General features: G+C 48.7%; 25 protein-coding genes, 1 pseudogene and 1 riboswitch. Of the genes and pseudogenes, 5 read left to right on the forward strand and 21 right to left on the reverse strand.

All coding sequences use genetic code 11. From position 1 onward, the window contains the following. Positions 1-51: 51 nt before the first annotated feature. Complete coding sequence (gene panB / locus ACCC71_RS13480) at positions 52-888, reverse strand: 3-methyl-2-oxobutanoate hydroxymethyltransferase (protein ID WP_434310139.1); 837 nt, start codon at positions 886-888, stop codon at positions 52-54. A 294-nt stretch (positions 889-1182) separates the two neighbouring features. Here panB and ACCC71_RS13485 point away from each other — a divergent pair, with 294 nt between their 5' ends. Then, positions 1183-2397 (forward strand): pyridoxal phosphate-dependent aminotransferase, encoded by a 1215-nt coding sequence (locus tag ACCC71_RS13485; protein WP_434310140.1) that lies wholly within the window; start codon positions 1183-1185, stop codon positions 2395-2397. A gap of 113 nt (positions 2398-2510) precedes the next feature. Here the strand turns inward: ACCC71_RS13485 and ACCC71_RS13490 are convergent, their stop codons facing one another. From ACCC71_RS13490 to feoB, 11 genes and pseudogenes are all read right to left on the reverse strand, one after another. Then, the gene (locus tag ACCC71_RS13490; protein WP_434310141.1) at positions 2511-4622 is read right to left on the reverse strand and encodes a glutamine synthetase III; all 2112 of its coding nucleotides are present in this window, start codon (positions 4620-4622) and stop codon (positions 2511-2513) included. Between the two features lie 180 nt (positions 4623-4802). Beyond that, complete coding sequence (locus ACCC71_RS13495; RefSeq protein WP_434310142.1) at positions 4803-5519, reverse strand: IMP cyclohydrolase; 717 nt, start codon at positions 5517-5519, stop codon at positions 4803-4805. Positions 5520-5545: 26 nt separating this feature from the next. Then, positions 5546-5625, reverse strand: a riboswitch (ZMP/ZTP riboswitch). A gap of 58 nt (positions 5626-5683) precedes the next feature. After that, complete coding sequence (locus ACCC71_RS13500; RefSeq protein ID WP_434310143.1) at positions 5684-6001, reverse strand: type II toxin-antitoxin system RelE/ParE family toxin; 318 nt, start codon at positions 5999-6001, stop codon at positions 5684-5686. Further along, positions 5991-6251: a type II toxin-antitoxin system Phd/YefM family antitoxin gene (locus tag ACCC71_RS13505; RefSeq protein WP_434310144.1), complete on the reverse strand. Its 261-nt coding sequence runs from the start codon at positions 6249-6251 to the stop codon at positions 5991-5993. Before ACCC71_RS13505 ends, ACCC71_RS13500 begins: the two co-directional genes overlap by 11 nt. Positions 6252-6601: 350 nt before the next feature. Continuing rightward, positions 6602-7468 carry a class II fructose-1,6-bisphosphate aldolase gene (gene fba / locus ACCC71_RS13510; protein ID WP_434310145.1) on the reverse strand — a complete coding sequence of 289 codons (867 nt, stop codon included), beginning with the start codon at positions 7466-7468 and terminating at the stop codon, positions 6602-6604. Between the two features lie 68 nt (positions 7469-7536). Beyond that, positions 7537-7743, reverse strand: a complete 207-nt coding sequence (locus ACCC71_RS13515) for a hypothetical protein (RefSeq protein ID WP_434310146.1) — start codon at positions 7741-7743, stop codon at positions 7537-7539. A gap of 29 nt (positions 7744-7772) precedes the next feature. Continuing rightward, positions 7773-9062, reverse strand: coding sequence for a homoserine dehydrogenase (locus ACCC71_RS13520; protein ID WP_434310147.1), 1290 nt, complete (start codon positions 9060-9062; stop codon positions 7773-7775). A gap of 228 nt (positions 9063-9290) precedes the next feature. Beyond that, positions 9291-10313 (reverse strand): type I glyceraldehyde-3-phosphate dehydrogenase, encoded by a 1023-nt coding sequence (gene gap, locus ACCC71_RS13525; RefSeq protein WP_434310148.1) that lies wholly within the window; start codon positions 10311-10313, stop codon positions 9291-9293. Positions 10314-10452: 139 nt separating this feature from the next. Beyond that, entirely contained in the window at positions 10453-11325 is an 873-nt protein-coding gene (locus tag ACCC71_RS13530) for an RluA family pseudouridine synthase (protein ID WP_434310149.1), read from the reverse strand. A gap of 11 nt (positions 11326-11336) precedes the next feature. Beyond that, positions 11337-12275: an AEC family transporter gene (locus tag ACCC71_RS13535; protein ID WP_434310150.1), complete on the reverse strand. Its 939-nt coding sequence runs from the start codon at positions 12273-12275 to the stop codon at positions 11337-11339. Positions 12276-12501: 226 nt separating this feature from the next. After that, positions 12502-14496 (reverse strand): annotated as a pseudogene (feoB, locus tag ACCC71_RS13540) (ferrous iron transport protein B); the annotation flags it as partial. Positions 14497-14578: 82 nt separating this feature from the next. Between feoB and ACCC71_RS13545 the strand changes: the two are divergent. Continuing rightward, the gene (locus ACCC71_RS13545) at positions 14579-14818 is read left to right on the forward strand and encodes a BlaI/MecI/CopY family transcriptional regulator (RefSeq protein WP_434310151.1); all 240 of its coding nucleotides are present in this window, start codon (positions 14579-14581) and stop codon (positions 14816-14818) included. A gap of 79 nt (positions 14819-14897) precedes the next feature. Here the strand turns inward: ACCC71_RS13545 and ACCC71_RS13550 are convergent, their stop codons facing one another. Together ACCC71_RS13550 and ACCC71_RS13555 are read right to left on the reverse strand one after the other, a co-directional pair. Continuing rightward, entirely contained in the window at positions 14898-15062 is a 165-nt protein-coding gene (locus ACCC71_RS13550) for a hypothetical protein (RefSeq protein ID WP_434310152.1), read from the reverse strand. Positions 15063-15123: 61 nt separating this feature from the next. Further along, positions 15124-15324, reverse strand: a complete 201-nt coding sequence (locus ACCC71_RS13555; RefSeq protein WP_434310153.1) for an AbrB/MazE/SpoVT family DNA-binding domain-containing protein — start codon at positions 15322-15324, stop codon at positions 15124-15126. Between the two features lie 144 nt (positions 15325-15468). Between ACCC71_RS13555 and ACCC71_RS13560 the strand changes: the two genes are divergently transcribed. The 3 genes from ACCC71_RS13560 to ACCC71_RS13570 all read left to right on the forward strand — a co-directional run bounded on the left by ACCC71_RS13560 (position 15469) and on the right by ACCC71_RS13570 (position 17119). After that, on the forward strand, positions 15469-15858 hold the full coding sequence (locus tag ACCC71_RS13560) for a hypothetical protein (protein WP_434310154.1): 390 nt from the start codon (positions 15469-15471) through the stop codon (positions 15856-15858). 104 nt (positions 15859-15962) lie between these two features. Next, entirely contained in the window at positions 15963-16280 is a 318-nt protein-coding gene (locus ACCC71_RS13565) for a hypothetical protein (protein WP_434310155.1), read from the forward strand. After that, positions 16277-17119: a recombinase family protein gene (locus tag ACCC71_RS13570; protein WP_434310156.1), complete on the forward strand. Its 843-nt coding sequence runs from the start codon at positions 16277-16279 to the stop codon at positions 17117-17119. Before ACCC71_RS13565 ends, ACCC71_RS13570 begins: the two co-directional genes overlap by 4 nt. Before the next feature lie 276 nt (positions 17120-17395). Here the strand turns inward: ACCC71_RS13570 and ACCC71_RS13575 are convergent, their stop codons facing one another. From ACCC71_RS13575 to ACCC71_RS13605, 7 genes are all read right to left on the reverse strand, one after another. Then, on the reverse strand, positions 17396-18499 hold the full coding sequence (locus tag ACCC71_RS13575) for a peptidoglycan-binding protein (RefSeq protein ID WP_434310157.1): 1104 nt from the start codon (positions 18497-18499) through the stop codon (positions 17396-17398). A gap of 1 nt (position 18500) precedes the next feature. After that, positions 18501-18707: a holin gene (locus tag ACCC71_RS13580; protein ID WP_434310158.1), complete on the reverse strand. Its 207-nt coding sequence runs from the start codon at positions 18705-18707 to the stop codon at positions 18501-18503. Next, positions 18700-18963 carry a hypothetical protein gene (locus ACCC71_RS13585; RefSeq protein ID WP_434310159.1) on the reverse strand — a complete coding sequence of 88 codons (264 nt, stop codon included), beginning with the start codon at positions 18961-18963 and terminating at the stop codon, positions 18700-18702. Before ACCC71_RS13585 ends, ACCC71_RS13580 begins: the two co-directional genes overlap by 8 nt. 114 nt (positions 18964-19077) lie before the next feature. Beyond that, positions 19078-20403 carry a hypothetical protein gene (locus tag ACCC71_RS13590; protein WP_434310160.1) on the reverse strand — a complete coding sequence of 442 codons (1326 nt, stop codon included), beginning with the start codon at positions 20401-20403 and terminating at the stop codon, positions 19078-19080. Positions 20404-20487: 84 nt separating this feature from the next. Next, positions 20488-20958: a hypothetical protein gene (locus ACCC71_RS13595; RefSeq protein ID WP_434310161.1), complete on the reverse strand. Its 471-nt coding sequence runs from the start codon at positions 20956-20958 to the stop codon at positions 20488-20490. A gap of 11 nt (positions 20959-20969) precedes the next feature. Then, positions 20970-21719 (reverse strand): hypothetical protein, encoded by a 750-nt coding sequence (locus tag ACCC71_RS13600; RefSeq protein WP_434310162.1) that lies wholly within the window; start codon positions 21717-21719, stop codon positions 20970-20972. Positions 21720-21733: 14 nt separating this feature from the next. Continuing rightward, complete coding sequence (locus ACCC71_RS13605; RefSeq protein ID WP_434310163.1) at positions 21734-23854, reverse strand: hypothetical protein; 2121 nt, start codon at positions 23852-23854, stop codon at positions 21734-21736. Positions 23855-23858 lie beyond the last annotated feature (4 nt).

Below are 23858 nucleotides of genomic sequence, written 5' to 3' on the forward strand. Positions count from 1 at the left end.
GGATTAATGTAATGATGCAAAGGGCAGGGCGGATGTTCTCCGCAGCCGTCCCTACTGCTCAATTTTTGCGGCTTCCTCCGCGCTGATCTTATAAGCATGGATCGTATCATCAGGAAAAGCGCCCGAACGGACTTCCTCGCAGTATTCACGGAAAGCGCGCTCCATCTCTGCTCCGATCTCCGCATACTTTTTCACAAACTTAGGAGTGAAATTATCATATAAGCCCACCATATCCGCATAAATCAACAGCTGCCCGTCGGTATAGGAGCCGGCGCCAATGCCAAGTACCGGAATGGAAAGAGCCTCCTGAATAGCCTTTCCTACCACCGCAGGAACGCCTTCCACCAAAAGGCTAAACGCTCCCGCCTCCTCTATGGACAGAGCCAAGTCCACCAGTTTTTTCGCTGCCTCTGCCGTCTTGCCCTGGGCTTTATATCCTCCCAGAATTCCCATGAATTGAGGCGTAAGGCCGATGTGACCCATGACCAAAATGCCTGCATCCACAATGGCCTTGATCCGGCGGCAGGTTCCTGGACCGGCAACTTCCAATTTTACACAATCGCTTCCCGCTTCCTTAATGAAACGGCCCGCGTTGGCGATCGCCAGCTCGTCCGAGGTCTGATAAGACATAAATGGCATATCGCCCACAATAAAGGTATTTGGCGCTCCCCGGCGCACCGCTTTACAATGGCTGATCATATCCTCCATGGTTACAGGAAAAGTGGTATCATATCCCAGGGTAACCATGCCAAGAGAATCTCCTACCAAAATCATATCGACGCCAGCTTTTTCCTGATATTTGGCAGTTAAATAATCGTAGGCAGTCAAATATACAATTTTTTCCTTATTCTTTGCCATACTAGAAAAGTCATTAATATTCTTTTTCACTTATTTTATCCTCCTAAAAGTTCCATTATTTTTTGCCAACCAGATCTTTTTTGCACTATTATCATACTAATTCCAAAGTCTTTCGTCCAATAGATTATTTCGTATAATTTGTTATTATTTTGTTTATATGTTCCGTGTTTGTGCAATACGATATAGAAAAATATTTATATTGTTATACGCATCTATTGATTGGACGAGAATTTTTCCTCATGATATGATAAAACCATGCCAATACAGATCACCATGGAACTATGACCACACCAATCGAAAACATAGAAAGAAGGATAAAAAAGCATGACGTTAGAAGAAAAATTTACCAAACTCGGCGTCGATCATGCGCCTGGTCAGGAGATTCGACAGAAGGGTCCGGATCTGTTATCCCAGGGAGAGTCCATACCCGGCGTCCCCGTTGACTTTTCCCATGGAGATGTGGATGCTTTCCCTCCCATTCCGAACTCTCTGGAACAATTTATTGAGGGAGTTCGCGTAGGCGGCAGGCAAGCCTATACGGAATATCGGGGAAGCGCTGCCATCCGCCAAGATCTAGCGGCAAAACTTTCCCGCTTTACGGGGACGTCCATTGCCTCAGCGGACAATTTGATTCTAACTCCCGGAACGCAGGGAGCCTTATTCCTGGCGCTGGCCTCTATCGTCACTCGTGGAGACAAAATCGCGATCATTGCCCCGGATTATTTTGCCAACCGAAAAATCCCCGAATTTCTGGAAGCGGAAATTCTGCCGGTTACGCTTCATTATCTGGAACAAGAGCAGGGCGCCGGCTTAGATTTGAGCCAACTGGAAGAAGCCTTTCGCCAGGGAGCCAAAGCCTTTTTATTCTCCAACCCCAACAATCCGACCGGTGTCATCTACTCGGATCAGGAGGTGGATGCCATCGCTCGGTTAGCAAATCAGTATCAAGTTACTGTCATCGCCGACCAGTTATATTCGAGACAAATCTTTGACGACAGAGCTTATTCGCATCTATGCCGAACCTCCATAGATCCGGAACGGCTGATCACAATTATCGGTCCCTCTAAAACCGAATCTTTAAGCGGTTATCGCCTTGGGGTAGCCTTTGGTCCCTCCCGATTGATCCAGCGGATGGAAAAATTGCAGGCCATCGTTTCCCTACGCGCCAGCGGCTACAATCAACGAGTACTCCGCCTCTGGTTTGATGAACCAAAGGGATGGATGGAACAACGAATCCGCGATCATCAGGCTATCCGCGACGATCTCCTGGAGGAGTTTAGGCGGATAGATGGGGTTCGGGTTCGCGCTACTGAGGCAGGAAGCTATCTCTTCCCTCAGCTGCCAAATCTGACCGTATCCATCGAAGAGTTTTGCCGCCTGCTTCGCGTCCAGGCCGGCGTGACCGTCACTCCAGGCACAGAATTTGGCAAGGCTTATACGAACAGCATCCGCCTAAATTTCTCCCAGGACCATCAAGCGGCCATTCAGGCAGTTCGACGAATCGGTCAGATGGTAGAGCGCTTTCGGAAATCAGAATAAACGCTTGCTTGCTGCAAAAACAGAAAAAGCGAGGCAGCCCTCTGACTGCCTCGCTTTTTCTGTTTCCTTCCTATCAACGGCCGGCTAAAATTTTTCTCTTGCCTACCGTCTTCTTATACTTCAAAAATCAAGTCTCCATAAGATGGGAAGGGCCATAGCTCCTTATCTACCATCATTTCCAACTCATCCGCCGGCACACGAAGCGCTTCCATCGCCGGAACAACCCGGTCATGATACGCTCTCGCGGATTCCATAATCCCTTCTACCTGGGCGGTCTCCTGATTGATTTGTTTCAACTCATTCAATGCGCTTTGCATCTGCCCCAGCAAGCTGGAAGTCTGCAGCAGCAACGCCTGCTGCGCGCTGACATCGGCGCCCGGACAGGCGGCCTGTACGGAACGAATGGAGTCCGCCAAACGCGTCGTGTACTGGATGACCGCCGGTATAATCTGCTTTCCAGCCATATCGATCATGGTTTTTGCCTCGATATTGACGGTCTTGGAGTATCCTTCCAGCTTTACTTCCGCTCTGGCTTCCAGCTCAGCCTTGGAGAATACGCCGAATTTTTCAAACATCGCAACGGCTTCCGGCTTCAGCAAGGCTGGTTCTGCATCCACCAGGCTGGGAAGATTCGGCAAGCCGCGGCGGGCCGCTTCCTCAATCCACTCTTGGGAATATCCGTTTCCATTAAAGACGATGCGGGCGTGTTCCGCCGCATATTTCTTAATCAGATCGTGGCAGGTCATCGCAATGTCGTCTGACTTCTCCAGTTCATCCGCCACCTGACAAAACACATCCGCTACCATGGTGTTCAAAACAGTATTGGCACAGGAGATCGAATCGGAAGAACCAACCATACGGAACTCAAACTTATTTCCGGTAAACGCAAAGGGCGAGGTCCGGTTCCGGTCGGTCGCATCCTTGGAAAAGGCCGGTAGGGTGCTGACGCCCGTCTTTAGCTTTCCGCCTTTGAGGCTGTGGGTGGCCGTTCCGGTATCGATCAGCTGGGTCAAGACATCCTCCAGCTGCTGTCCAAGGAATACGGATATAATCGCCGGCGGCGCTTCCTGCCTGCCCAACCGGTAATCATTGCCCGCGCAGGACGCCGAAGCCCGGAGAATATCCGCATGCTCGTCGACCGCTTTTAAGATGCTGGTTAGAATCAATAAAAACTGTATATTTTCATGGGGCGTTTTTCCCGGCTCCAAAAGGTTGATTCCATCATCTGTGGTCAGAGACCAGTTGTTATGTTTTCCGGAACCATTGATCCCGTCAAAGGGTTTCTCATGGAGAAGACATGCCATCCCGTGCCGGGTAGCGACTTTTTTCAAGGTCTCCATGGTCAGCTGGTTCTGATCGGTAGCCAGATTCGCCTCGCCGTAGATCGGCGCCAGCTCGTGCTGGCCGGGCGCCACTTCATTGTGCTGGGTCTTTGCGGGAACACCCAGTTTCCATAGCTCCTGATTCACGTCCTTCATATAGACGCCAACCCGCTCTCTTATACTGCCAAAATAGTGATCGTCCAGTTCCTGTCCCTTCGGCGGTTTTGCGCCAAAGAGCGTCCGGCCGGTATAGATCAAATCCTTCCGTTGTAAGAACTTCTCCCGGTCTACCAGGAAATATTCCTGTTCCGCCCCGACCGATGGGGTAGCCCGTTTGGAAGTCGTATTGCCAAGGGCGCGCAGTACACGCATGGTTTGGTTGCTTACCGCTTCAATGGAGCGAAGCAGCGGAGTTTTTTTATCCAGCGCCTCCCCGGTATAGGAACAAAACGCTGTCGGGATACAAAGCACAACGCCGCTGGCATCCTCTTTCAAAAAGGCAGGAGACGTGCAATCCCAAGATGTATATCCTCTGGCTTCAAAGGTAGAGCGAAGTCCGCCGGAGGGAAAAGAAGAAGCATCCGGTTCGCCTTTGATCAGCTCTTTTCCGGAAAACTCCATGATCGTTTTGCCTTCCGGACCCGGCGCGCAGATAAATGAGTCATGTTTTTCCGCGGTCACACCGGTCAAGGGCTGAAACCAGTGCGTATAATGGGTTGCGCCGCGTTCCACCGCCCAATCCTTCATCGTATTGGCCACCACCTCGGCTGTCGCCCGGTTTAGTTCTGCTCCTTCTCGGATCGTTCGTTTTAAATCCTCATATACTTTTTTAGGCAGCCGCTCCCGCATTACTTCATCATTAAAGACATTGGAGCCAAACAAGCCCGTCACCGATTCACTCATCCGTTCTTCCTCCTGAACCATATATGTTCGATTGCATTAGCATACAACAAAAAGACTTTGTTTTCAAGTAATTTTTCCTGGTTTTCAAAAGCAAAGCATTTCCGTTAAAAATAAAAAGACAAGGATGTCTCCAAACGATGCGTTCAAGCATTCTGGGGACATCCTCGTCCTACTTTTTATTTATTTCTGATTCTTATTGACAATACGAGTCTCATACGCGCCTGTCGCAATGTCGATATAGCGCACAAACAGGGATACTTTATTGTCCTCATTTAAGTTATTCCATACCAAATCCGTAAAGAAATCGATGTCGCCGGGAATCGCCACCCAGGTCGGTTCTCCCTCAAAGCTCGGCAAAGGATTTCCATCGCCAACGTAAGTGTGGATAAAATGGCCTTCCCCAGCTTTGGGATTCTCGTAGGCAAAGGTAAAGCGATGGCAGGATTCCGGATCCCCCTGATTGCTCTTTAAGATGGACATGGCATAATTGTACTTTCCATTTTCGATGTGCATGATACCGGAAATTCTAGGGGTGTAATTGGGCGCGTCCGGTTCAAACTCCCGGCACCGCAGCGATTGCTCAAAGGTCAGCTGCTTATCCATGCCCTCATAGATGGTATCGGTCTGGTCGCCGTTGGTAACAATGGTCTTATTTCCTAAAACACGAACCGGCGCATAGATAATCAAACTCGGATCTACCAGCTTGGAAGGATCAAAGGCCTCGGTACGAATTCCCTCTCCCTCCTCGACAAAGATACGGTTCCGGCTATTTTCGCTTCTTCCCATAATGAAATAAGCCGTTACTGCCTTGGAGCCATCCTCGGACTTCCCGATGACAATTCCCCGTCCGGGATAGGCGTTACTGCTAAGTTCTGTTTTTAGACATTTCTTTTCCATTTCCTGATTCCTCCTGAAGTACTCCAATCTAGCGCCCAGGCGGTCGACTTTTTTCCCGCGTGCTCCCTGTGGTTTGCCCACTGATCCGCCAGTTACACGCTCCGGTTTCATCATACCCTACCGGTTCCCGGTTTGCAAGCGGATTTTGTAAAAGTTTCGCTAGTTTACATTAAATATTTATCCGTATCTCTTGCGCCATACATCAAACGACGAACTTCCATCACACGATCAATCACTACATAATAAACAACATAGTTTCTCACATAAATTCGGTAATAGGGATATTTACGCTTTTTTGCGGAAGGGTACGGCTCAAAAGCAAGCGGATTTTTCAATCTTTCCAGAATCGCAGCCTCTACATCATTAACCAACCGAAATGCCGCGTCCCCATTTTTCAAAACATTCGTAATGTAATTTGCTGTACAAATCAAATCCTGTTCAAAAAGCGGCAAATACCGAAGCTGATAGGATTTATTTTCCATGTATCGCGCTCCTTGCATTACCGAAAACCGTTTCATGGGAAAGCCGTTCTCCTGATATAGCTGCCTGTCGGTCAGCCTCGTCAAGTTTTACTTCCACACTGTCTGTCAAACTTGCATATTCTTCCAGACTTAACACCACCATTGCACCGTAACCATTTTTTGTCAGATAGACTGGCTTTCCTTCGTTTACAATAGCTTCAATCTCTGGAAATTTATTCCTAAGGTCAGAAACCGGTCTAATTTGTATCATACTCAAAAGTTCCTTTCACATTTTTATCATAATTTTTATCACAATTTTATCATAATTCTTTCTTAAAAGCAACCTTTTCTGTCCCTAACAAAAAAATTTCGCTCTGCGAAATTCTCGTGCCGAACACGGCCGCCATCGGCAGCATCTTGCTTTCGTGCTCGCACCCCCGCTTCGTTGGGGCAGACCCTGTGCATCCTTAGCGGAGCGTATTTCATTTCATAGGAAATTGGGGCGGAATTTCCCTATGAAATAAAATACTGCCGCAGACAAGTTTCTGCTGCGGCAGTATTCTCGATCATCTATCCAATTGAAATTTCCATCTGTTGATTTGCCAGAGACAAATCTCTGATTTATTTTGCTTTTCCCACGGAGCCGAACAAGGTCAGTTTCTCTTTTACTTTCTCCTTGATCGCCGCTGTGCCAGGTGCCAGAAGCTTTCTCGGATCAAAGCCCTTGCCTTCCAAATCCTTTCCAGCCTCAATGTACTTTCTGGTCGCCTCGGCAAAGACCAGCTGACACTCCGTATTCACATTGATCTTCGCCACGCCAAGGGCGATCGCTTTTTGAATCATATCTGCCGGAATGCCGGTGCCGCCATGGAGCACCAAAGGCATATCGCCGACTTCCTTCTTAATATTTTCCAGAATATCAAAACGCAGTCCCGGCCAATTTTCCGGATATTTTCCGTGAATGTTTCCGATACCGGCAGCCAGGAAATCAATCCCCAGATCCGCGATCATCTTGCATTCCTTCGGATCCGCGCACTCGCCCATGCCGACGACGCCGTCTTCCTCACCACCGATCGCGCCGACTTCCGCTTCCAGGGAGATCCCTTTGGAATGGCAAACCGCCACCAATTCCTTTGTCTTTGCAATGTTTTCTTCAATCGGATACTTAGAGCCGTCAAACATCACCGAGCGAAAACCCGCGTCGATACATTTATAGCAGTGTTCATAGCTGCCGTGATCAAGATGCAGGGCAACCGGTACATGGATATTTAATTCTTCTAACATCCCATTCACCATGCCGACAATAGTTTTATATCCGGCCATATATTTCCCTGCGCCTTCCGACACGCCCAGGATGATCGGGGACTCTAACTCCTCTACCACCTGCAGTACGGATTTTGCCCACTCCAAATTGTTAATATTGATCTGAGCGACTGCATACTTGCCTTCTCTCGCTTTTTGTAACATTTCTGCTGCTGAAACAACCATTTCGATTTCCTCCTGTTCTTTTCACTCTCCCAAAATAGGTATCGGCGCAAAAAAAGCATTCCGCCTTATCAGGCTTCTTGGCTCTCCGGCTTGCTTTCCCCATCTATGAAAGCCAGCTGCTCCGTGCTTCGCACTCCCACAGCTGCCGCCGTATTCGCATTCCGCCTTATCAGGCTCCTTGGCTCTCTGGCTTGCCCGTCCGATGCCCATGAATCATCATGCTTGCATGATGATTCATGGCCGCCGTCCGGTGCTTTCATGGTAAAGTATACCACACGACGCCTTTCGTTGACAAGGCCGTCTATCAATATACGCGGATACAACTGGAAATTTCGTGTACCGTCGAAAGGCTTTTTAATACGGTCAAAGCATCATGGAAACCAGATTCCCGGACCTGATCCGTGATGATGACCAACTCGGCTGTCTCTGCCTGACGGCTCTTGCTTTTTTGCACCACCTGCGCGATTCCAACCCCATTATTCCCCAGAACGCTGGCGATTCCCGCCAAAACGCCCGGACGGTTCGCCGCCCGGATCCGTAAGAAAAACCGGCTGACAGTCTCCTCAATATTTTTTACCGCCAACTGTTTATAACAGCTGCACCCCACTCTTCCGCTGCATCCATGGACCAGATTTCGAATCTCATCGATCATATCGCCCATCACCGCGCTGGCCGTCGGCATCTCTCCGGCGCCGCGCCCCATAAACATAGCGTCGTCCACAGCGTCTCCATGGACAAATACCGCGTTAAAGGAGTCCTTCACCGTGGCCAGGGGATGCTCCGCCGGAATCAGCATCGGATGCACCTTCACCTCGATACCGTCGTCCTCATTGCGTGCTACGCCTAACAATTTAATTTCATAGCCAAACTCATGAGCATAGCGGATATCCTTTGCTGTGATCTTTGTAATTCCCTCCGTATAAACCTGGGAGAAGGTTACGCGGGAATTAAAAGCCAAACAGGCCATGATCGCAATCTTTCTCGCCGCATCGTAGCCTTCCACGTCCGCGGTCGGATCCGCCTCCGCATAGCCAAGTTCTGTGGCCTTTGCCAGGGCTTCGCCATAATCCATGCCTTCGTCGGACATCTTGCTTAAAATATAATTGGTCGTACCATTGACAATCCCCATCACTTCCGTCAGGTGATTTCCCGCCAAGGACTGCTTCAAAGGCCGGATAATCGGAATTGCGCCGGCGACAGAGGCTTCAAACTGCAAATCGCAGGAATTTGCCGCGGCGGCTTCCATCAACTCCCGGCCACGCTCCGCTAACAGGTCCTTGTTTGCCGTTACCACCTGCTTTCCTGCGTTCAATGCCTCCAAAATATAGGTCCGGGCAGGCTCGATGCCTCCCATCAGCTCGACCACCAGCTGGATTTCCGGATCTTCCACAATCTCTTTCCAGTTATCTGTCAGAAGTTCCCTGGGAACTCCTGGACGTTCCTTTTTGGTATCGCGAACCAGAATCCTACAAATCGAAAGGGCGGCTCCGGCTTTTGCTACCATTTCTTCTTCCAGGCTTTTTGCCAATTTATAAACGCCTCCGCCGACCGTTCCCGCGCCAAGCAGAGCTGCTTTTATCGTTTTCTTCTCCATAACCTTCCTCCTATGACTTCTCCCTTCCCTTGCTGTCAGGAAGCGGAACTTGGTTTTCACTATAGCTTAAAACAAAAAAGATGTCAATCCATAGCCATGGAAAATGCAGCATATGAGGGGTTTCTACTATAGAAGCTGGCAACGAAAAACGGCACAGCCTATAAGGCTGCGCCGTTTTCAAAACCAATTATTCTTAATAAGCGCCGACCGAAAGCCAGCCCTTTTCCTTTACCGATCTCCACAGACACCTGCGATATGCGCTACCAAATCCAACACCTTATGGCTGTAACCCCATTCATTGTCATACCAGGCAATCAGCTTCACAAAATGATCGTTCAGCATGATACCTGCGGTCTCGTCCAGAATACAGGTATGAACCTCTCCCAACATATCCGAGGAAACCACCTCGTCGTGAATATAGGTCACAATGCCCTTCATGTATGTCTCGGAAGCCTCCCGAACCTTCTGGCAGATTTCCTCATAAGTCGTAGCAGTCTCAAGGCGCGCTGTCAGATCTACCACCGATACGTCGTTGGTCGGAACCCGGAAGGACATGCCGGTCAGCTTACCTGCCAGGGAAGGAATCACCAGGCCGCAGGCTTTCGCCGCGCCTGTCGTGGACGGAATAATATTATCAAATACAGAACGGCCCGTTCTCCAGTCACGGCCGGCACGGGCATCCACTGCCTTTTGTTTCGCCGTACAGGAATGAATCGTGGACATCAAACCTTCTTCGATACCAAAATTATCATGGATGATCTTTGCCAGCGGAGCCAGGCAGTTGGTCGTACAGGACGCGTTGGATACGATGTTATATTCCGGCTTATACTCCGTATGGTTTACACCCATCACAAAGGTGGGCATCACTTTGTCTTTCGACGGAGCGGTAATCACCACTTTTTTCGCGCCGGCTTCCAAGTGTGCGGAAGACTTCTCCACCGTATTAAAAGCGCCGGTGGATTCGATAATATATTCCGCTCCGCATGCTTTCCAGGGAATCTGCGTCGGATCCGTCTCGCTGAATACCGGAATCTTTTTCCCATTTACAATGATTCCATCCTCCGCGGCTTCCAGAGTTCCCTGGAAACGGCCGAAAATCGAATCATATTTGGCCATGTACACCATGTGCGGAATGTCGGCTTTCCGCAGATTGATGCCGCGAAGGTCAAATTCCTCGCTTCTTTCCGCCAGGATCCGGAAAATCACTCGGCCGATTCGTCCAAATCCATTAATGCCTACTTGAATTGCCATACGTACTAGTCTCCTTCTATGTATCTCCCAAATTACAGCTTGCGCTGCTCAGTTACCATAATACCACATTTTTAAGAAATGTCACCCATTTTTCAAAGAAAAGAATACCGTTAGCTAGAACAAAGCAGATAAGCTCTCCTCAGTTCCTCATAAACGCCTGCATATCCGCAGGCAAGGAAACCTTCCAATGCAATGGCGCTGAAGAAAACGGCTGTTCCATCCAAATCTCCGCCGCGTGAAGGGCAGCCCGTCCCAGACGAACATCCGGCGTTCCATAAAGAGGGTCTCCCAGCAGCGGATGCCCCATCGACGCCATATGGACACGGATTTGGTGAGTCCGCCCCGTATCCAGTTTGAAAGACACCAGGGAATATGTCTCATACTCCTGCACCACATCATACCAGGTGGAGGCCGCTTTTCCATCCTCCGCCACCTGCATCCTCATACCGCCGCCCGACGCCTTTCCCAGCGGCGTTTGTATACGGCCATTTTTAGGGAACAGATGACCGGACACGAGAGCTAGATAGCGTTTTTGAAACCTCCCGTCCTCCTTTTGGCGGGCCAGCCGGGAAATCGTCGTTCCGTTCTTTGCTAAGACCACCAGACCGGACGTGTCCCGGTCCAGCCGTCCTGACAAGTGCAGGCCATGAAACCCCATCCCTGCCAGCCAGTTCAGCAGAGAGTCCGAATAATGTCCGGGAGAAGGGTGCACCACCAGGCCGGAAGGCTTATTGACCACAACTAGGTCAAGATCTTCATAGATCACCGCCACATCGCCGTCTACTGGGATCAGATCGCAGCCCCGCTCTTCTCGAATCACGACTGTCAGACGGTCTCCTGCTTGTACCAAAGCATTGGTCCTCGTTCGCTTGCCATTGAGCAAAATCCCATCCGGCTGGAATTTTAAGCGGCGAATCTGCCGTCCGGAAAGTTCCAGACAGCTAGAAAGCGCCTGCCCTACCGATTTTCCGGCGTCTTTTTGATCTATTCTATATTCCACCACTCGATCCACGATTTTTCTCCCTAGCAGATCAGCTGAAACAGGGCTGTCATAGCCGGCATCGTTATAATACAGAAAACAACCGACATCACATTAATGGAACTAGCGATCTTCGCATCACTGAAACTTCCATACAAATTGGCCACCTGAGTTACCGCCACTGCCACCGGGGCGCTAATCGCAAGGTTTGTTACCAATAACACACTTTTTATTGTTTCATCGCCGGCTGTAATCCCAGAAATCCGTACACCCAAAATAAAAATCAACGGACAGATCAAAAGCCGAAGCGCGCAGATCAGATAATTTTTTCCCCGGTGGAATACTTCCTTTAAATCCGTCCCCGCCGTCAGCATTCCGATCAAAAACATACAGATCGGGCCAAGGGACGCCCCTACTCGGTCCACCGTGGAAGCCAGGACCGTTGGCAATGGAATTCTGGCCAGAAATAAAATTACTCCAATACAGATTGCGATAATGTTCGGGTTCTTGACAATCTTTTTCCATCCTCTGCTGTCTTTGCCTCCCATCAGCCACATTCCATGCGTCCAGATAAGCACATTTTGAGATGCAATAAAGGCGCAGGTATAAAAGACAAATTCTTTTCCCAGGAGGGAACTGACCAAGGGAATAATGAGATTTCCCCCATTCGAATAGATGATAGAACCGCACTCGACTGCGGACAGCTTTAACGGACGCCGGAGCAGATGTCCCAAAAGGATAATCGCCAACTGGCCAATGGTGGCTGCCACAAGCGCAATCACTAGGCCCCTTAGCTTGTCTTCACTGTATTCAATCTGAAAGGCGCTGACAATCATGCAGGGGCAAATCAGATAAATCGTAACCGCTGACAGCACGTTGCTCTGTTCGGAGCGAAGCGCTTTTACTTTCACTAAAGTAAATCCCATGATCACCATCAAAGCCATGGAAACGATCTGTTCCATCAGCAGATAACTTAACTCCATCACACGCCCTCCCGTCTCCCATGCCTTTTCCTGGCAAACCATCCGCTGTACCGCCGCATATGGCTGGTAAGCAGAATGTATAGCGAATCCATTATACTCCTGCCATCTGTCCAAAAGCAAGCTGTTTCACGGCCAAAACAACAAAATCAGACAAGACCTTAGAAAAATCCAAAAAATTCCACGAATTTTCCCAAAGTCTCATCTGACTATCTCAAACGGGCTTCCTTTACGCCAGCCCCAATATCCATACAACGCTGTGAAAAAGGAAGCAAACAGTGATTCCCGCCACCGTCGGTACAAGAAAAGCCGCCGCGGTCCATTTCCAGCTTCCGCTCTCCTTTCGGACCGTCAGACAAGTAGTGGAACAAGGCCAGTGCATCAGATAAAAAAGCATCACGCTGACCGCGGTCACCCAGGTCCATCCGTGGGAGATAAACAAATCCCGCAGCAACCCTAAGTCGCTGATGTCGACCAACGTTCCCTGGGCCATATATGCCATAATCATGATGGGAATCACGATTTCATTGGCCGGGAATCCCAAAATAAACGCCATCAAGATCACTCCATCCATGCCGAGCAGGCGAGCAAAGGGATCCAGGAACCCCGAACACCAGGCCAACAAACTCTCGCCTCCGACCGACACATTTGCCATCACCCAAATTAAAACGCCGGCCGGAGCCGCTACCATCAACGCACGGCCCAATACAAACAAGGTACGGTCAAAAATGGAGCGGACAATGACCTTTCCGATTTGGGGCCTCCGATAGGGCGGCAATTCCAAAGTAAAAGAGGAAGGAACGCCTTTCAGTATGGTTCGAGATAAAATGCGTGAGGAAAGAAACGTCATGAATACGCCCAGCACAATTACCAAAGCAAGTAAAACCGACGACAGCACGGAGGCGCCAAGACCACTGGCTCCACCGAGAAAGAACATGGTCAACACGGCAATCAGTCCGGGAAACCGCCCATTACACGGCACAAAGGCATTGGTCAGCATCGCAATCAGGCGTTCCCGCGGAGAGTCGATAATCCGGCAGCCGACAATCCCCGCCGCATTGCAGCCAAAACCCATACACATGGTCAGCGCTTGTTTCCCGCAGGCACAGCATTTTTGGAAGCATTTGTCCAGATTAAAGGCAACCCTTGGGAGATATCCGAAATCCTCCAGTAAAGTAAAAAGCGGGAAGAAAATAGCCATTGGCGGCAGCATCACGGAGACAATCCAGGCCACCACCCGGTATACGCCGCAAATCAATAGATCTGTCAGCCATACGGGGAGAATGCTTCCCGCCGCCAGTTCCAGCAAACGATCCTCAATCCAAAACAATCCCTTCGATAGAAGCTCCGACGGAACATTGGCCCCCGTGATCGTCAGCCAAAAGACCCCGCATAACAGCAAAAGCATGATGGGAAATCCGGTGGCGCGGCTGGTGAACAGGGCATCCAGCTTCCGATCTCTTTTATTATAAGAAGAAGTCGCACAGTGGACGATTCCTTCGCAGACTTCCTCTGCTTTTCTCACAAAGGAAGCGGCCACATCATCTTTTCTCTGCCGTTCCCCGATTTCTGCCTGCTCCAAATCCCCTTTTATTTGCGCCAGGCAATCTACCAGAGAATCTTCTTGCATCAAATCCACGCCAATACTCTGGGATAAGGCTGTCAGTAAGCCTTCATCCGCATCCAAGAGGCGCGCGCAAAGCCACCTGGGATTTGGCCAATCCGGACAGATTTCCTGAATGACAGGCATCAAGGTTTCAATGGCTCGTTCTAAGTATTCTGGGTACTCTACGCGAAGGGGTTCTGCCTCCTGATAACCGCAAACAGTTTCCACGGCATCCATCAGCTGGGAAAGCCCCCGGCCGCTGCGGGCTGCCGCGCCGATTACGGGTACCTGAAGCCGTTTTGACAATTGTTCCAGGTCAAGGCTTAACTTTTTCTTCTCCGCTTCGTCCATCAAATTAACGCAGACCACCGTGCGGGGTACGGCTTCCAACACTTGAATCACCAGGTTCAAGTTCCGTTCCAGGCAGGTAGCGTCGCAGACCACCACGACCGCGTCCGGCTTGCCAAAACAAAGAAAATCTCTCGCGACTTCTTCCTCCGCCGAATGAGCTAGAAGGGAATAGCATCCAGGAATATCCACTAAGACATAACCGCGCTCCCGGTGGCGGCAGTACCCCTGCGCGTTGGCTACGGTTTTGCCAGGCCAATTTCCTGTATGCTAGTTAAGATAAAGGTAATACAAAATTATTTCCAGCAATTCCCAGCTTTAATCTCTGCGGCTATATTATATACTATATCCCATGAGACTAACAGCTTGCGAACGTATCATAATGGATATCATATGGGCCGCCGATCACGATCTTACAATACGCGAGATCATAGAGATACTTAGTGCTGGCGGACGGTGTTGGAGCAAAAAGGCAGTAGCATCATTTTTGCGGCGGTTACGTACAAAGGAGTTTGTCTTCCGATACCGCAAAGGGGGCGCTACATTATATCGGCCGCTCAAATCAAAAGACTCCCCAACCGGAGAGTCTTGAAATCTACCTTATTATATGCTATCTTATTACCAGATGGGGGAGCGGTGGCAAGCCCGCCCTCCTCTGTCGTTTTCCCGGCTTAGTCTTCTAAGCCTTTTTTAATTCTTGCCTTGATCTTCTCGATCTTTTTCTTGGCATCTTCGGTCTTTCCGCTGTCCAACAGCTCTTCGACCTCTTCCCAGTTTTCTAGTTGAGTTCTTAAGTTGTCCTTCCACTGATTATCTGTCATTCCCATCTCTTCCATGCTTACCGCCTTTCTTGTATTTCAGATTTGCTTGCCCTCATCTGATAATACAATTATATCATCATTGGTTACCAATGTCAATACCTTTTTTCTTCTTTTCTATAATTATTTTCCCATCAGCCAGATAAACCAAAACGCTCTTATCTTCCGGAGTAACACCTAGCTCTTTTACCATTTCCGCCGGAAGACTAATCTTATAATTGACGGAGTTCTTTCCCGCAGTTCCTCCAGCTTTTGCTATGATAATATTTCTTTCTACCATTTTTGCCTCCTCTTTTTTGTTACTCATATCATAATATATTGGTTACCAAAATTCAAGAAAATATTTTTAAAATTTCAAAAAAACGCTTGACTTTATTGGTAACCAATGATATACTTATATCAACAAATCAAGGAGGAACACAAAATGCAGAAAAAATACAACTTATCCAACATCATGAAGAGAGCCTGGGAACTGGTCAAGAGATTCGGTCTGACCATCAGCGCCGCACTCAAAAAAGCATGGAAGGAAGCGAAAGAAAAAATGGAAGATCTGGTAGAAGTCCTGAAAGCAAACCTGGAAAACATGGCCTACAACGATTACCACATTAACGCCGGCATAGATCGCCAGGTAGCCTCTAAGATCTGGGAAAAAGGCACCGCAAAAAGAGCTTACCTTGCTATCAACTGCTACACTGCCAACGGACGTTTTAAAGGCTCCTACAAGGCTGGATACGTTGATCTGGTAACTAATGAGTACGTCGTAGGCAAGTGGGACGACATCGACGCGGCAAACACGGAGTACATTGGCAGATAAAAAACGGCCCGTAAGGCGACCAACCAAACACGGACCGTTGCCCAACCAACCAGGGCGGATATATTATATCACATCCGCCCTCCCGAAAACAAGGAGGATTTATTATGCAAACAGTTATTATGTACAAGTATTTTGACCCCGATCGTCTTTTTGGTGGATGGAGATGGAGTGCCGTCCAAGTTACAAATCAGTGGGCGCGTATCGAGTCAGAAGCTTATTATGTTGAGATACCTGACGATTTTAGCCTTGGCAAGACTATGCGTGGACAAGCTGCTTATTTTCGCGGCGACGATATCCGCGCATATGATGTGGCTGGCAGCAGCTCCTATGAGAGCTGTGTCCCTTGCCTGATCGGCGGCTCGCCAGTAGAGTATATCCGCTGCCGCGTGATCGGCCCAGTCCCAAAGGAGGATGCAAAGTGACACGGCCCCAACGGGCGGCGATCTATATCCGGGTGAGTACCCTTGACCAAGCTAGGGAGGGGTACTCCCTGGAGGCCCAGGAGGCCAGTCTCCGCAAATACTGCCATGATAAGGGATATGAGATTGTCGATCTCTACGCAGACCGCGGGATTAGTGGCAAGGACATTGACCACCGCCCCGACATGCGCCGGCTGATTACCGATGCCAAGTCCGGCAAATTTGATGTCGTGGTATTTTGGGCCTTGAGTCGTTTTACCCGCAGCGTCGCTGATCTCTACAACGTAATGCAGATATTAGATGCCCATCACGTCGCCCTTGCGTCCTATACAGAGCCTTTTGACACTACCAGCCCGATCGGACGGGCAATGATCGGCATTGTCGGGGTATTTGCCCAGTTGGAGCGGGAGCTCACCGGCGAGCGTGTTCGAGCGGCAATGGACACGCGGGCGGCGCACGGCAAAAGGACATGCGGAGAGGTGCTTGGGTATGATCTGGACGGCAAAGACAGCTTTAAGATCAACCCGCATGAGGCTGAGTATGTGCGCTACGTATACGCCACCTACCTCACAACCAAGAGTCTATCTGAGGTAGCCGCTCTCTGCCAGGCCCGCGGATATCGCGGCAAACGCGGCAAGTCTCCTACCGCCTACACTGTATCCGTAATACTTACGCGCCCGATCTATGCGGGATACAATTTGTATAAGGGCCAACTGTACAAGGGCAATCACCCGCCCATAGTAACCGTCGATACCTACAACAGAGTGCAAAGCCTGCTTAAGCGTCAAGGTAGCCACGTTGGGAGGCCATTGACAAACAATCCCATCCGGATACCCAAATAAACTATTTACATCTGCTTGTTTTTGCGGTATAGTATAGATAGTGCGTATGCGCTATCCGGTCTATAATGTCGACCTTTGCGCACGAGGTGTTCGACAGGTCGCCCCCGTGGAGGGGGCGTGGATTGAAATAAAGTATTGCTAACAGTTTGCGGCGTAATACCCGTCGCCCCCGTGGAGGGGGCGTGGATTGAAAAAAAATAAATCCATACGTGCAGAAATAAAACAAGCCCCCAGGATTAACGTCCCAGGGGCTTTTACCGTCTGTAATCCCAGACGTTATCTTACCAACTCCGCAAACGTTGCCTTACCGCAACGCCCATCAACCACAAGCCTGTCTGTATCTGCCTGATACTGTTTGATCGCCTTTTCACATCCAGCGCCACAGCTCCCGTCAAACCCAGCAGGGTCATACCCGTGGCCATACAGCAATCCCTGTACGACGCGGACGTTATCCCCTTTACGGCCTCTGCAAACAGTCTCATAAGCCGTCTTTGTTTTTGTCCCAAAACTGCCGTCCACCGCAAGTCTGGAGCCACAGTTTTTGTTCAGATACAGCTGCACGGCCATCACCGCCGCTTTTTTGGTCTTAGCCCCGCATTTCCCGTCAATCTCCAAGGGCTCCTTTAGATATCCGCCAAGATATGTATTAAGCCATCTCTGATACGCCATGACCGGGGTATCCTCTGCCGCCTGACGCTTACTTTGATACTCTTCCGATTGCAAAAATGCCTGTCTCACATTATCCCGGCTAGCCCCGCCCTGCAAAGCATCCACCCAGCAGGCAAAGCCCGCAGCATCCGGCTCCCGGCCCAGCAGATCATGATAAAGACCGGTTACATAGTCCTGATCAGATTGCTGCGCATATGCTGGGCGGCCATATCCAGCGATCTTGCTGTTATACAATGCGTAACTCTTCGGCCACACACCACCGCCATTGCGTACTACATCGCCGCCACTGGATGTATTGCCCTCTACCGTATAGACTCGTCCGTCTTTAACCTCTGTCACAATGCCGGTATGGTTGATGCGCCGGCTGTTTTCAAAAAACACCACGTCCCCCGGCTGTGGGCCGCTCGTATACCATTGTCCCCTAGATTTAAAATACTGTGCAGATGCCGGCGTATAAGCATCAAATCCCCCCAGCAAGTCCCGTGCTTTGTTCACCCCATAAGCTTTCACAAAACACCAGTCCACAAACATATCACACCAGGCTTGTCCCTGGTAATCCTCCCCGGCAAACCCCTTATAATCCCTAGCATACTTTGTGTAATTCGCCCGGCCAGCATTCGCCGTAAAATCATCCAACTGGCTATTACTAGACTTTTCCAAGTAACCGATCTGAGATTTTGCCACCTGAATCACCTTATAAGACTCGCACATATTAACTCTCCTTAATCTCCGGCAGTCCTGCGACGCTCGTCAGCAAAGACAATACCCCAGACAACGCCGCTGCCGAGACTACCATCCCCCAGTCAACCTCACTCATTACCGCCGCCGTACCAATCATGGCGATAGCTGCCTGTGCCACCGTCTTGATCGCTCTCACACCTGCCGCTTTTACCCACTGTTTCATGTTTCCCTTATTCATGATTTACCTCCTTCTCCACGATGGTAAGCCTCATTTCGTGGTCGTTTAATTTCTTATCCTGCTCTTCATTATGGTCCCACAGTCTCTGGTGAGACTTCGTGTTTTTGATGGTCAAATCGCTGATATCCTCATTTAGACCCTTTAGCGTTACTGTAAGGGTGGTTATTGATGTATTCAGCTTGATCAGCGGCCCCGCAATGGCGGCAATCAAACCCAATAATGCAACAATCACCCCGACTACTTCCCATTCTGACATACCCCTGCCCCTTTCCTTATCCGTCACCCAAAAAAGCAATAATAAAAAGGCCATTTCTGGCCCCTCTGTCGACCCCACAATCTGGGTCTCGCCCGTATTTCTACGTTGACTACCTCATGCACTCGTACCTATATCAGCGCTCTCCAATCGATGTTTTTCATACCCTTTTTGGTGTGCCTTAACTTCCCAATCAAATTCCATACCTGGATCGCCGCAGACAACAAAACCCGAAAGCCCTTTTGTTTCAATCCACAAATTGCCTGGTCCGTATTTTTCAAGGAAAACGTAATATCCATATTCTGTGCTAACCGTTTGGCAAAATTTAGGTTCAATCGGGATTGTACATTTTCCGTCTGCGGCAATTATTCCGTGTCCAAGGTCTCCAAAAAGCGGTTCCGCGGTCTCATAAGCACTTTGCCTTACCCATCCATAATCCGGAGTATTAACTACTCTACTTTTTGCCCCAGTACACGTAAGGTCTGTGCAGCTTAGATAACCCTCAACGTGTAAACCGTCTGAGACTTTAAGCCGTTTACTATTGCCATAATAGCCGATATAAGGCAACGTATTCCACCAATTGTCGGAATACGCGCCAAAATAAATCCGTCCGCCTTCTATCCTGAGCACTCCCCCGTACATCATGCAACTTGTATTTTCCAGCCCTGGCGGATACGTGTTGGCAAGCGAAGCTAAAGATCCTGTCAACGTCACATTGTCAAGGTACGAAGAGCTTGCCGTGAAAACTCCATTCGCATCAATTTTTAAATTCCCCGCCCCGAATTGAGCGCTCCCATCAGAGTACAGAATAAAGTTTCCAATATACCGGTTCCCCCCGCTTACTTTTTTTTGGCATGACAGAACCCACGTCCGTTCTGGTAGGTCTATTTGTGGCGGTTGGAAATATGCCCTGTATGTAGTCCCGTCACTGATTGTCACATCTTTATATATAGCCGCTTTACTAATATTCCATCCACCAATCTCTCCGGCGGCCGCAACCATACTTCCATCAGTCAAAATCTTAAATCCGTTATTTGCAGTAACAATGCCGTTCAAATTTATTTTATTGGCATTGATCGAAATAGCTTCTGCACTTTGGTTAATGGACGAAACAATGCTGTCTTTGGATACTTTTAGAGCGATATTCTCTGTGTTAATAATGATAGATGCCTGCGCCTGTGATATCGCCGTAAGAACTCCATCAATATCCTTATATTTAGATGATGATACCGCCAGAGTAATAGAATCAAGATCGAGAGCCACCTGGGACAACCAAGAATACATTGTTTTATTCCCATTTTTAAGGAGCCCTATTTCAGATCGGGATGCTATTAAATCAATACTCCCTTGGGCCATATTGATTGCGGTCTGCTGAGCTGTAAATTTTTTTGATATGGCGTACCGGTCATAGACAGTAACTCTCGAGGACAGTTTTACCGACATAAGCCTTTTGCCCCTTTCAAATATTATAAAATGTGGCCCCCTTGGACACATCGTAGAGAGGTGTGGGGCCTTCTGTTCGCGTTTTTACCATACTCCATAGACCGCCGATATCTGGTGGCCACTGTACAACTGTCCGTCCTGGATGGTATACATCGTCACATCATGCAAATAAAAATGAGTATCGTAGATATCAATCAACCCATACCAGACGGCAGGGACATAAGCACTCCCGTTATAAGCGCCGCCACTCCCACCCAAGACGGCGTAGTGCTTGCCATTAGTGGTATCCAAAATTTTTACGCCGCGCAACATCAGTCCGTCTGTGCAATAAAAATCATACACCGTATATCCGGTTGTATTGCAAAGGATTTGTCCGCTACTGATTGGAGTCCCTTCCCATAGTTTTTTATTCTGTTTATTTAAGTCACTTTCCACCTGCGCGAGCCTTTCCTCCGCGCTCTTCCCGTTCGCATCTACGACGCACGCTGTTAACGTAATCGGGTAGATCGCCCCGTCTGCATCATTCAAGGTTGCTTTTCTTCCTGCTGTTGGCATATTTATCCTCCTTAAGATATTGTCAAACGACTCCTGGGGACAATCATACTGCACACAACCACTGCCCCAGTCGCTGACTGCACAGCCCGCATACTGACAGAGCTCCCTGATACAGTTATGTATACATTGTTTGCAGTAGGCCACCAGCTGCTCGACAATGCGCACGTGGTCACATAATTGCTCCCCGACAGGCTATACCCCTGCGGCAATGCAAAGGTTGTTGTATCTGTAGTCCCTCCAATCGTTAGGCCAGAGGCCGTAAAGCTGATGAGGACAATTGCGTCATTGTAATACACTGTACAATGCGTCCCGTCTGCTGATTGCATGTTTAGCCCACTCTGCTTTGCATAATAACTTGGTCCCTGCCCTCCTAGCGTATCCGCATTAAGCGCGATATCAATTGGCGGGGCCTCTGTACTGTCTGAGGCGTAAACCCCAGATCCAGAAACGTTATCCAGCGTTTCGGTAAGCTGGTTCAGCTGCCCCTGCAAATTGGCGGTCGCCCCGCTGAGATAATCAAGTTCCGCAGAAGTCACGGTGGACACGCCGATTTTTCCGGCTGCATTGCTTACCAAGGCTTTTTCCGCGGTCAGGTCAGAATCCAATATGGTTGTCACAGCGCCATTGATATTAGATTTTATCGCGCTAGAAAGATTTGCAAAAGAGATATACTGTGTCTCTACAGCATTTTCGATAATCATAACATCCGTATCGTTCGCAGTAGTTGCAGCATTTAACTCTTTGATTTTCTTTGTTGCCATTATAGTTCCTCCGTTTATACATACAAAGACACTATTTCGTTTTCATTCGTGTCGGTTAAAGTGTCACCAGCCAGGGACTCCAAGCTATATTCCTCTGGTATCGTCAATAAACATTGGAAATCTGCCAACATAGTCACGTCATCACCAGACAAAAAAAGCGAATATCCTGTTACCTGTCGAGCATTCCATCTTTTATCTTCGTCAACATATTCAGAATTTCGGCTCCAAAGAAATCGCCCTGACGGAATTGTTTCGGTTACGTCTATATTCTTTACATATACCTTTGCGTGAATAGTGGCCGTCTCCCCCTGATCATCGTGGTTACCCTCTACCCACGTCTGCAACAGATAAGTTCCATCATCGGATACAATCCCATTGATCTCCTCATGGATCTGGCTCAGTGCGGCATCCAACGTCTGTCCGGACGTGTCAAGCTTTACCACACTACTCTGGATATGGAGATCACCAGCGTTAATCACAGATTCTAGAGAGTTTATATCAAGTTTCCCGGCGCTGATATTTGCATTGTCAGCTACCATATCATTGACGATAATCGGTGATTTAATAGCATCAGACGTTAAGCCTAAAGCGTTCCACATTATAGCCCCTGCGGCATCGCATATATAATAATCAAAATTTCCTTGAGCATCCAGTCCTGCCTGCATTCTTACAATCTCATTTTTATCTGTCCATTGTAATGTTGGGCCAATCAATTTCATTCCGCCAGCAGTATCGGACCATATTTGCATCTTATCTGTATAAATAATGCCCGCTTTCAAATCATTCACGGAGATATTCTCGGATACGAGGTTTTTAATAAGGGCACTATCGATAACCGCGTTTTGCGTAGTCAGGTGGATATTGACCAAATCTCCAACCCCCGCATTGCCCGACAACAAATTTTCTATGTTGGCGTATGCTGCATTCAGGGTTCCGATGTTGGCATTAGCGGCATTCAGGTCTCCAATTTTCGCATATACTGCATCGAGATTTTCGATTTTCGTGTTTGTGGCCTCAAGGTCTGTGATCTGGGCATATGTAATCTTTGCTACATCTACGTCTAATTTATTGATAACGGCATGATTGATAAGCGCCAGCTGAGTGGCATACCTCTCATATATTTGTGTCAGTGGACCAGAAAATCCGTCCTCTGCCTCACTCTCAGTCCATCCAACCGCTTCGATTTCAGTCGTCAGGCCACCGTCAAAATCCTGTACAAGTTTCATAGCCGGGACCTTGTAGGTATTTCCATCCGTTCCAATAACAGTCAAAATATCCCACGGGTCAATTCGTGGGTCACCCAAAAATTTCAGGCTCCCGGGCATAAAGGTGTACCCATTTAGTGACTGCCATATGCGTTCCAAATCCGGCTGTTGCATGAATGGGTTTGACACGGTCATCTCTCGAACCCCGGATCCGACCGAAATAGAGATGTCATTTCCGTTTGTGTCTTTACCGGTATAACAAGTTATTTTTTCCAGCGTATAGGGGAAATCATTATGCTGAAAAGAGTCCCAATATCGGGAACTTTGTACCTGATAATTGCTATCAGTATATGTTTGAATTATAATGCACCCAGACCGATCGCAAACAGAAAAACCACCGTACATCTGAGCCACGTAAGCCAAGACCTCCCGGCAAGTATAACCATCCGGACGTTTCATCGGCAAAGAAGGCAAATCCGAAGTCAGTATTTGAATCTCTAGAAACGTCCCTATCTCAGAAAGTATATTTGTTGTAGTGGTTTCCTCCGGAAGATTTGAGAAATAAGCTCTCTCCGTTTTTAACATCCGGTCATAAGCTGTAAAGGATGTTTCGTTTTCATCCGTCTTCACCTTGCCAACCGTATAAAATCCAAAAGGAATCCATTCTGTTGACCCATTCACTTCTAATCCAACTAGATACTCAAGCTCATGATTTTCTATTGCCACTACCGGCCGATTAAGCGTTACTGTAACATACTGCGAAACAGCAGAGCCAATAACAAAAGTGTCTTTGCCATTGGAGCCGCCATTTAAAGTTATGTTCTTTATTCCATCTGTGATCTCGGTGTTTCCGTCAACCACCAATTTTGCCTTAAAGGTCCGGGACCGCTGCCGCACCAGCTCCCCGAATGCATTTGTGGACTGATACATGCAG

Origin of the sequence: Hominifimenecus sp. rT4P-3 (genome assembly GCF_051055405.1) — a bacterium.
GTDB lineage: Bacteria > Bacillota > Clostridia > Lachnospirales > Lachnospiraceae > Pseudolachnospira.

Excerpts from the sequence above, each read along its gene's own strand:
- ACCC71_RS13485 (WP_434310140.1), top strand. The coding sequence starts at position 1,183 with ATGACGTTAGAAGAAAAATTTACCAAACTCGGCGTCGATCATGCGCCT.
- ACCC71_RS13490 (WP_434310141.1), bottom strand. The coding sequence starts at position 4,622 with ATGAGTGAATCGGTGACGGGCTTGTTTGGCTCCAATGTCTTTAATGAT.
- ACCC71_RS13495 (WP_434310142.1), bottom strand. The coding sequence starts at position 5,519 with ATGGAAAAGAAATGTCTAAAAACAGAACTTAGCAGTAACGCCTATCCC.
- ACCC71_RS13500 (WP_434310143.1), bottom strand. The coding sequence starts at position 6,001 with ATGGAAAATAAATCCTATCAGCTTCGGTATTTGCCGCTTTTTGAACAG.
- ACCC71_RS13505 (WP_434310144.1), bottom strand. The coding sequence starts at position 6,251 with ATGATACAAATTAGACCGGTTTCTGACCTTAGGAATAAATTTCCAGAG.
- fba (WP_434310145.1), bottom strand. The coding sequence starts at position 7,468 with ATGGTTGTTTCAGCAGCAGAAATGTTACAAAAAGCGAGAGAAGGCAAG.
- ACCC71_RS13520 (WP_434310147.1), bottom strand. The coding sequence starts at position 9,062 with ATGGAGAAGAAAACGATAAAAGCAGCTCTGCTTGGCGCGGGAACGGTC.
- gap (WP_434310148.1), bottom strand. The coding sequence starts at position 10,313 with ATGGCAATTCAAGTAGGCATTAATGGATTTGGACGAATCGGCCGAGTG.
- ACCC71_RS13535 (WP_434310150.1), bottom strand. The coding sequence starts at position 12,275 with ATGGAGTTAAGTTATCTGCTGATGGAACAGATCGTTTCCATGGCTTTG.
- ACCC71_RS13545 (WP_434310151.1), top strand. The coding sequence starts at position 14,579 with ATGAGACTAACAGCTTGCGAACGTATCATAATGGATATCATATGGGCC.
- ACCC71_RS13550 (WP_434310152.1), bottom strand. The coding sequence starts at position 15,062 with ATGGAAGAGATGGGAATGACAGATAATCAGTGGAAGGACAACTTAAGA.
- ACCC71_RS13555 (WP_434310153.1), bottom strand. The coding sequence starts at position 15,324 with ATGGTAGAAAGAAATATTATCATAGCAAAAGCTGGAGGAACTGCGGGA.
- ACCC71_RS13560 (WP_434310154.1), top strand. The coding sequence starts at position 15,469 with ATGCAGAAAAAATACAACTTATCCAACATCATGAAGAGAGCCTGGGAA.
- ACCC71_RS13565 (WP_434310155.1), top strand. The coding sequence starts at position 15,963 with ATGCAAACAGTTATTATGTACAAGTATTTTGACCCCGATCGTCTTTTT.
- ACCC71_RS13575 (WP_434310157.1), bottom strand. The coding sequence starts at position 18,499 with ATGTGCGAGTCTTATAAGGTGATTCAGGTGGCAAAATCTCAGATCGGT.
- ACCC71_RS13580 (WP_434310158.1), bottom strand. The coding sequence starts at position 18,707 with ATGAATAAGGGAAACATGAAACAGTGGGTAAAAGCGGCAGGTGTGAGA.
- ACCC71_RS13585 (WP_434310159.1), bottom strand. The coding sequence starts at position 18,963 with ATGTCAGAATGGGAAGTAGTCGGGGTGATTGTTGCATTATTGGGTTTG.
- ACCC71_RS13590 (WP_434310160.1), bottom strand. The coding sequence starts at position 20,403 with ATGTCGGTAAAACTGTCCTCGAGAGTTACTGTCTATGACCGGTACGCC.
- ACCC71_RS13595 (WP_434310161.1), bottom strand. The coding sequence starts at position 20,958 with ATGCCAACAGCAGGAAGAAAAGCAACCTTGAATGATGCAGACGGGGCG.
- ACCC71_RS13600 (WP_434310162.1), bottom strand. The coding sequence starts at position 21,719 with ATGGCAACAAAGAAAATCAAAGAGTTAAATGCTGCAACTACTGCGAAC.
- ACCC71_RS13605 (WP_434310163.1), bottom strand. The coding sequence starts at position 23,854 with ATGTATCAGTCCACAAATGCATTCGGGGAGCTGGTGCGGCAGCGGTCC.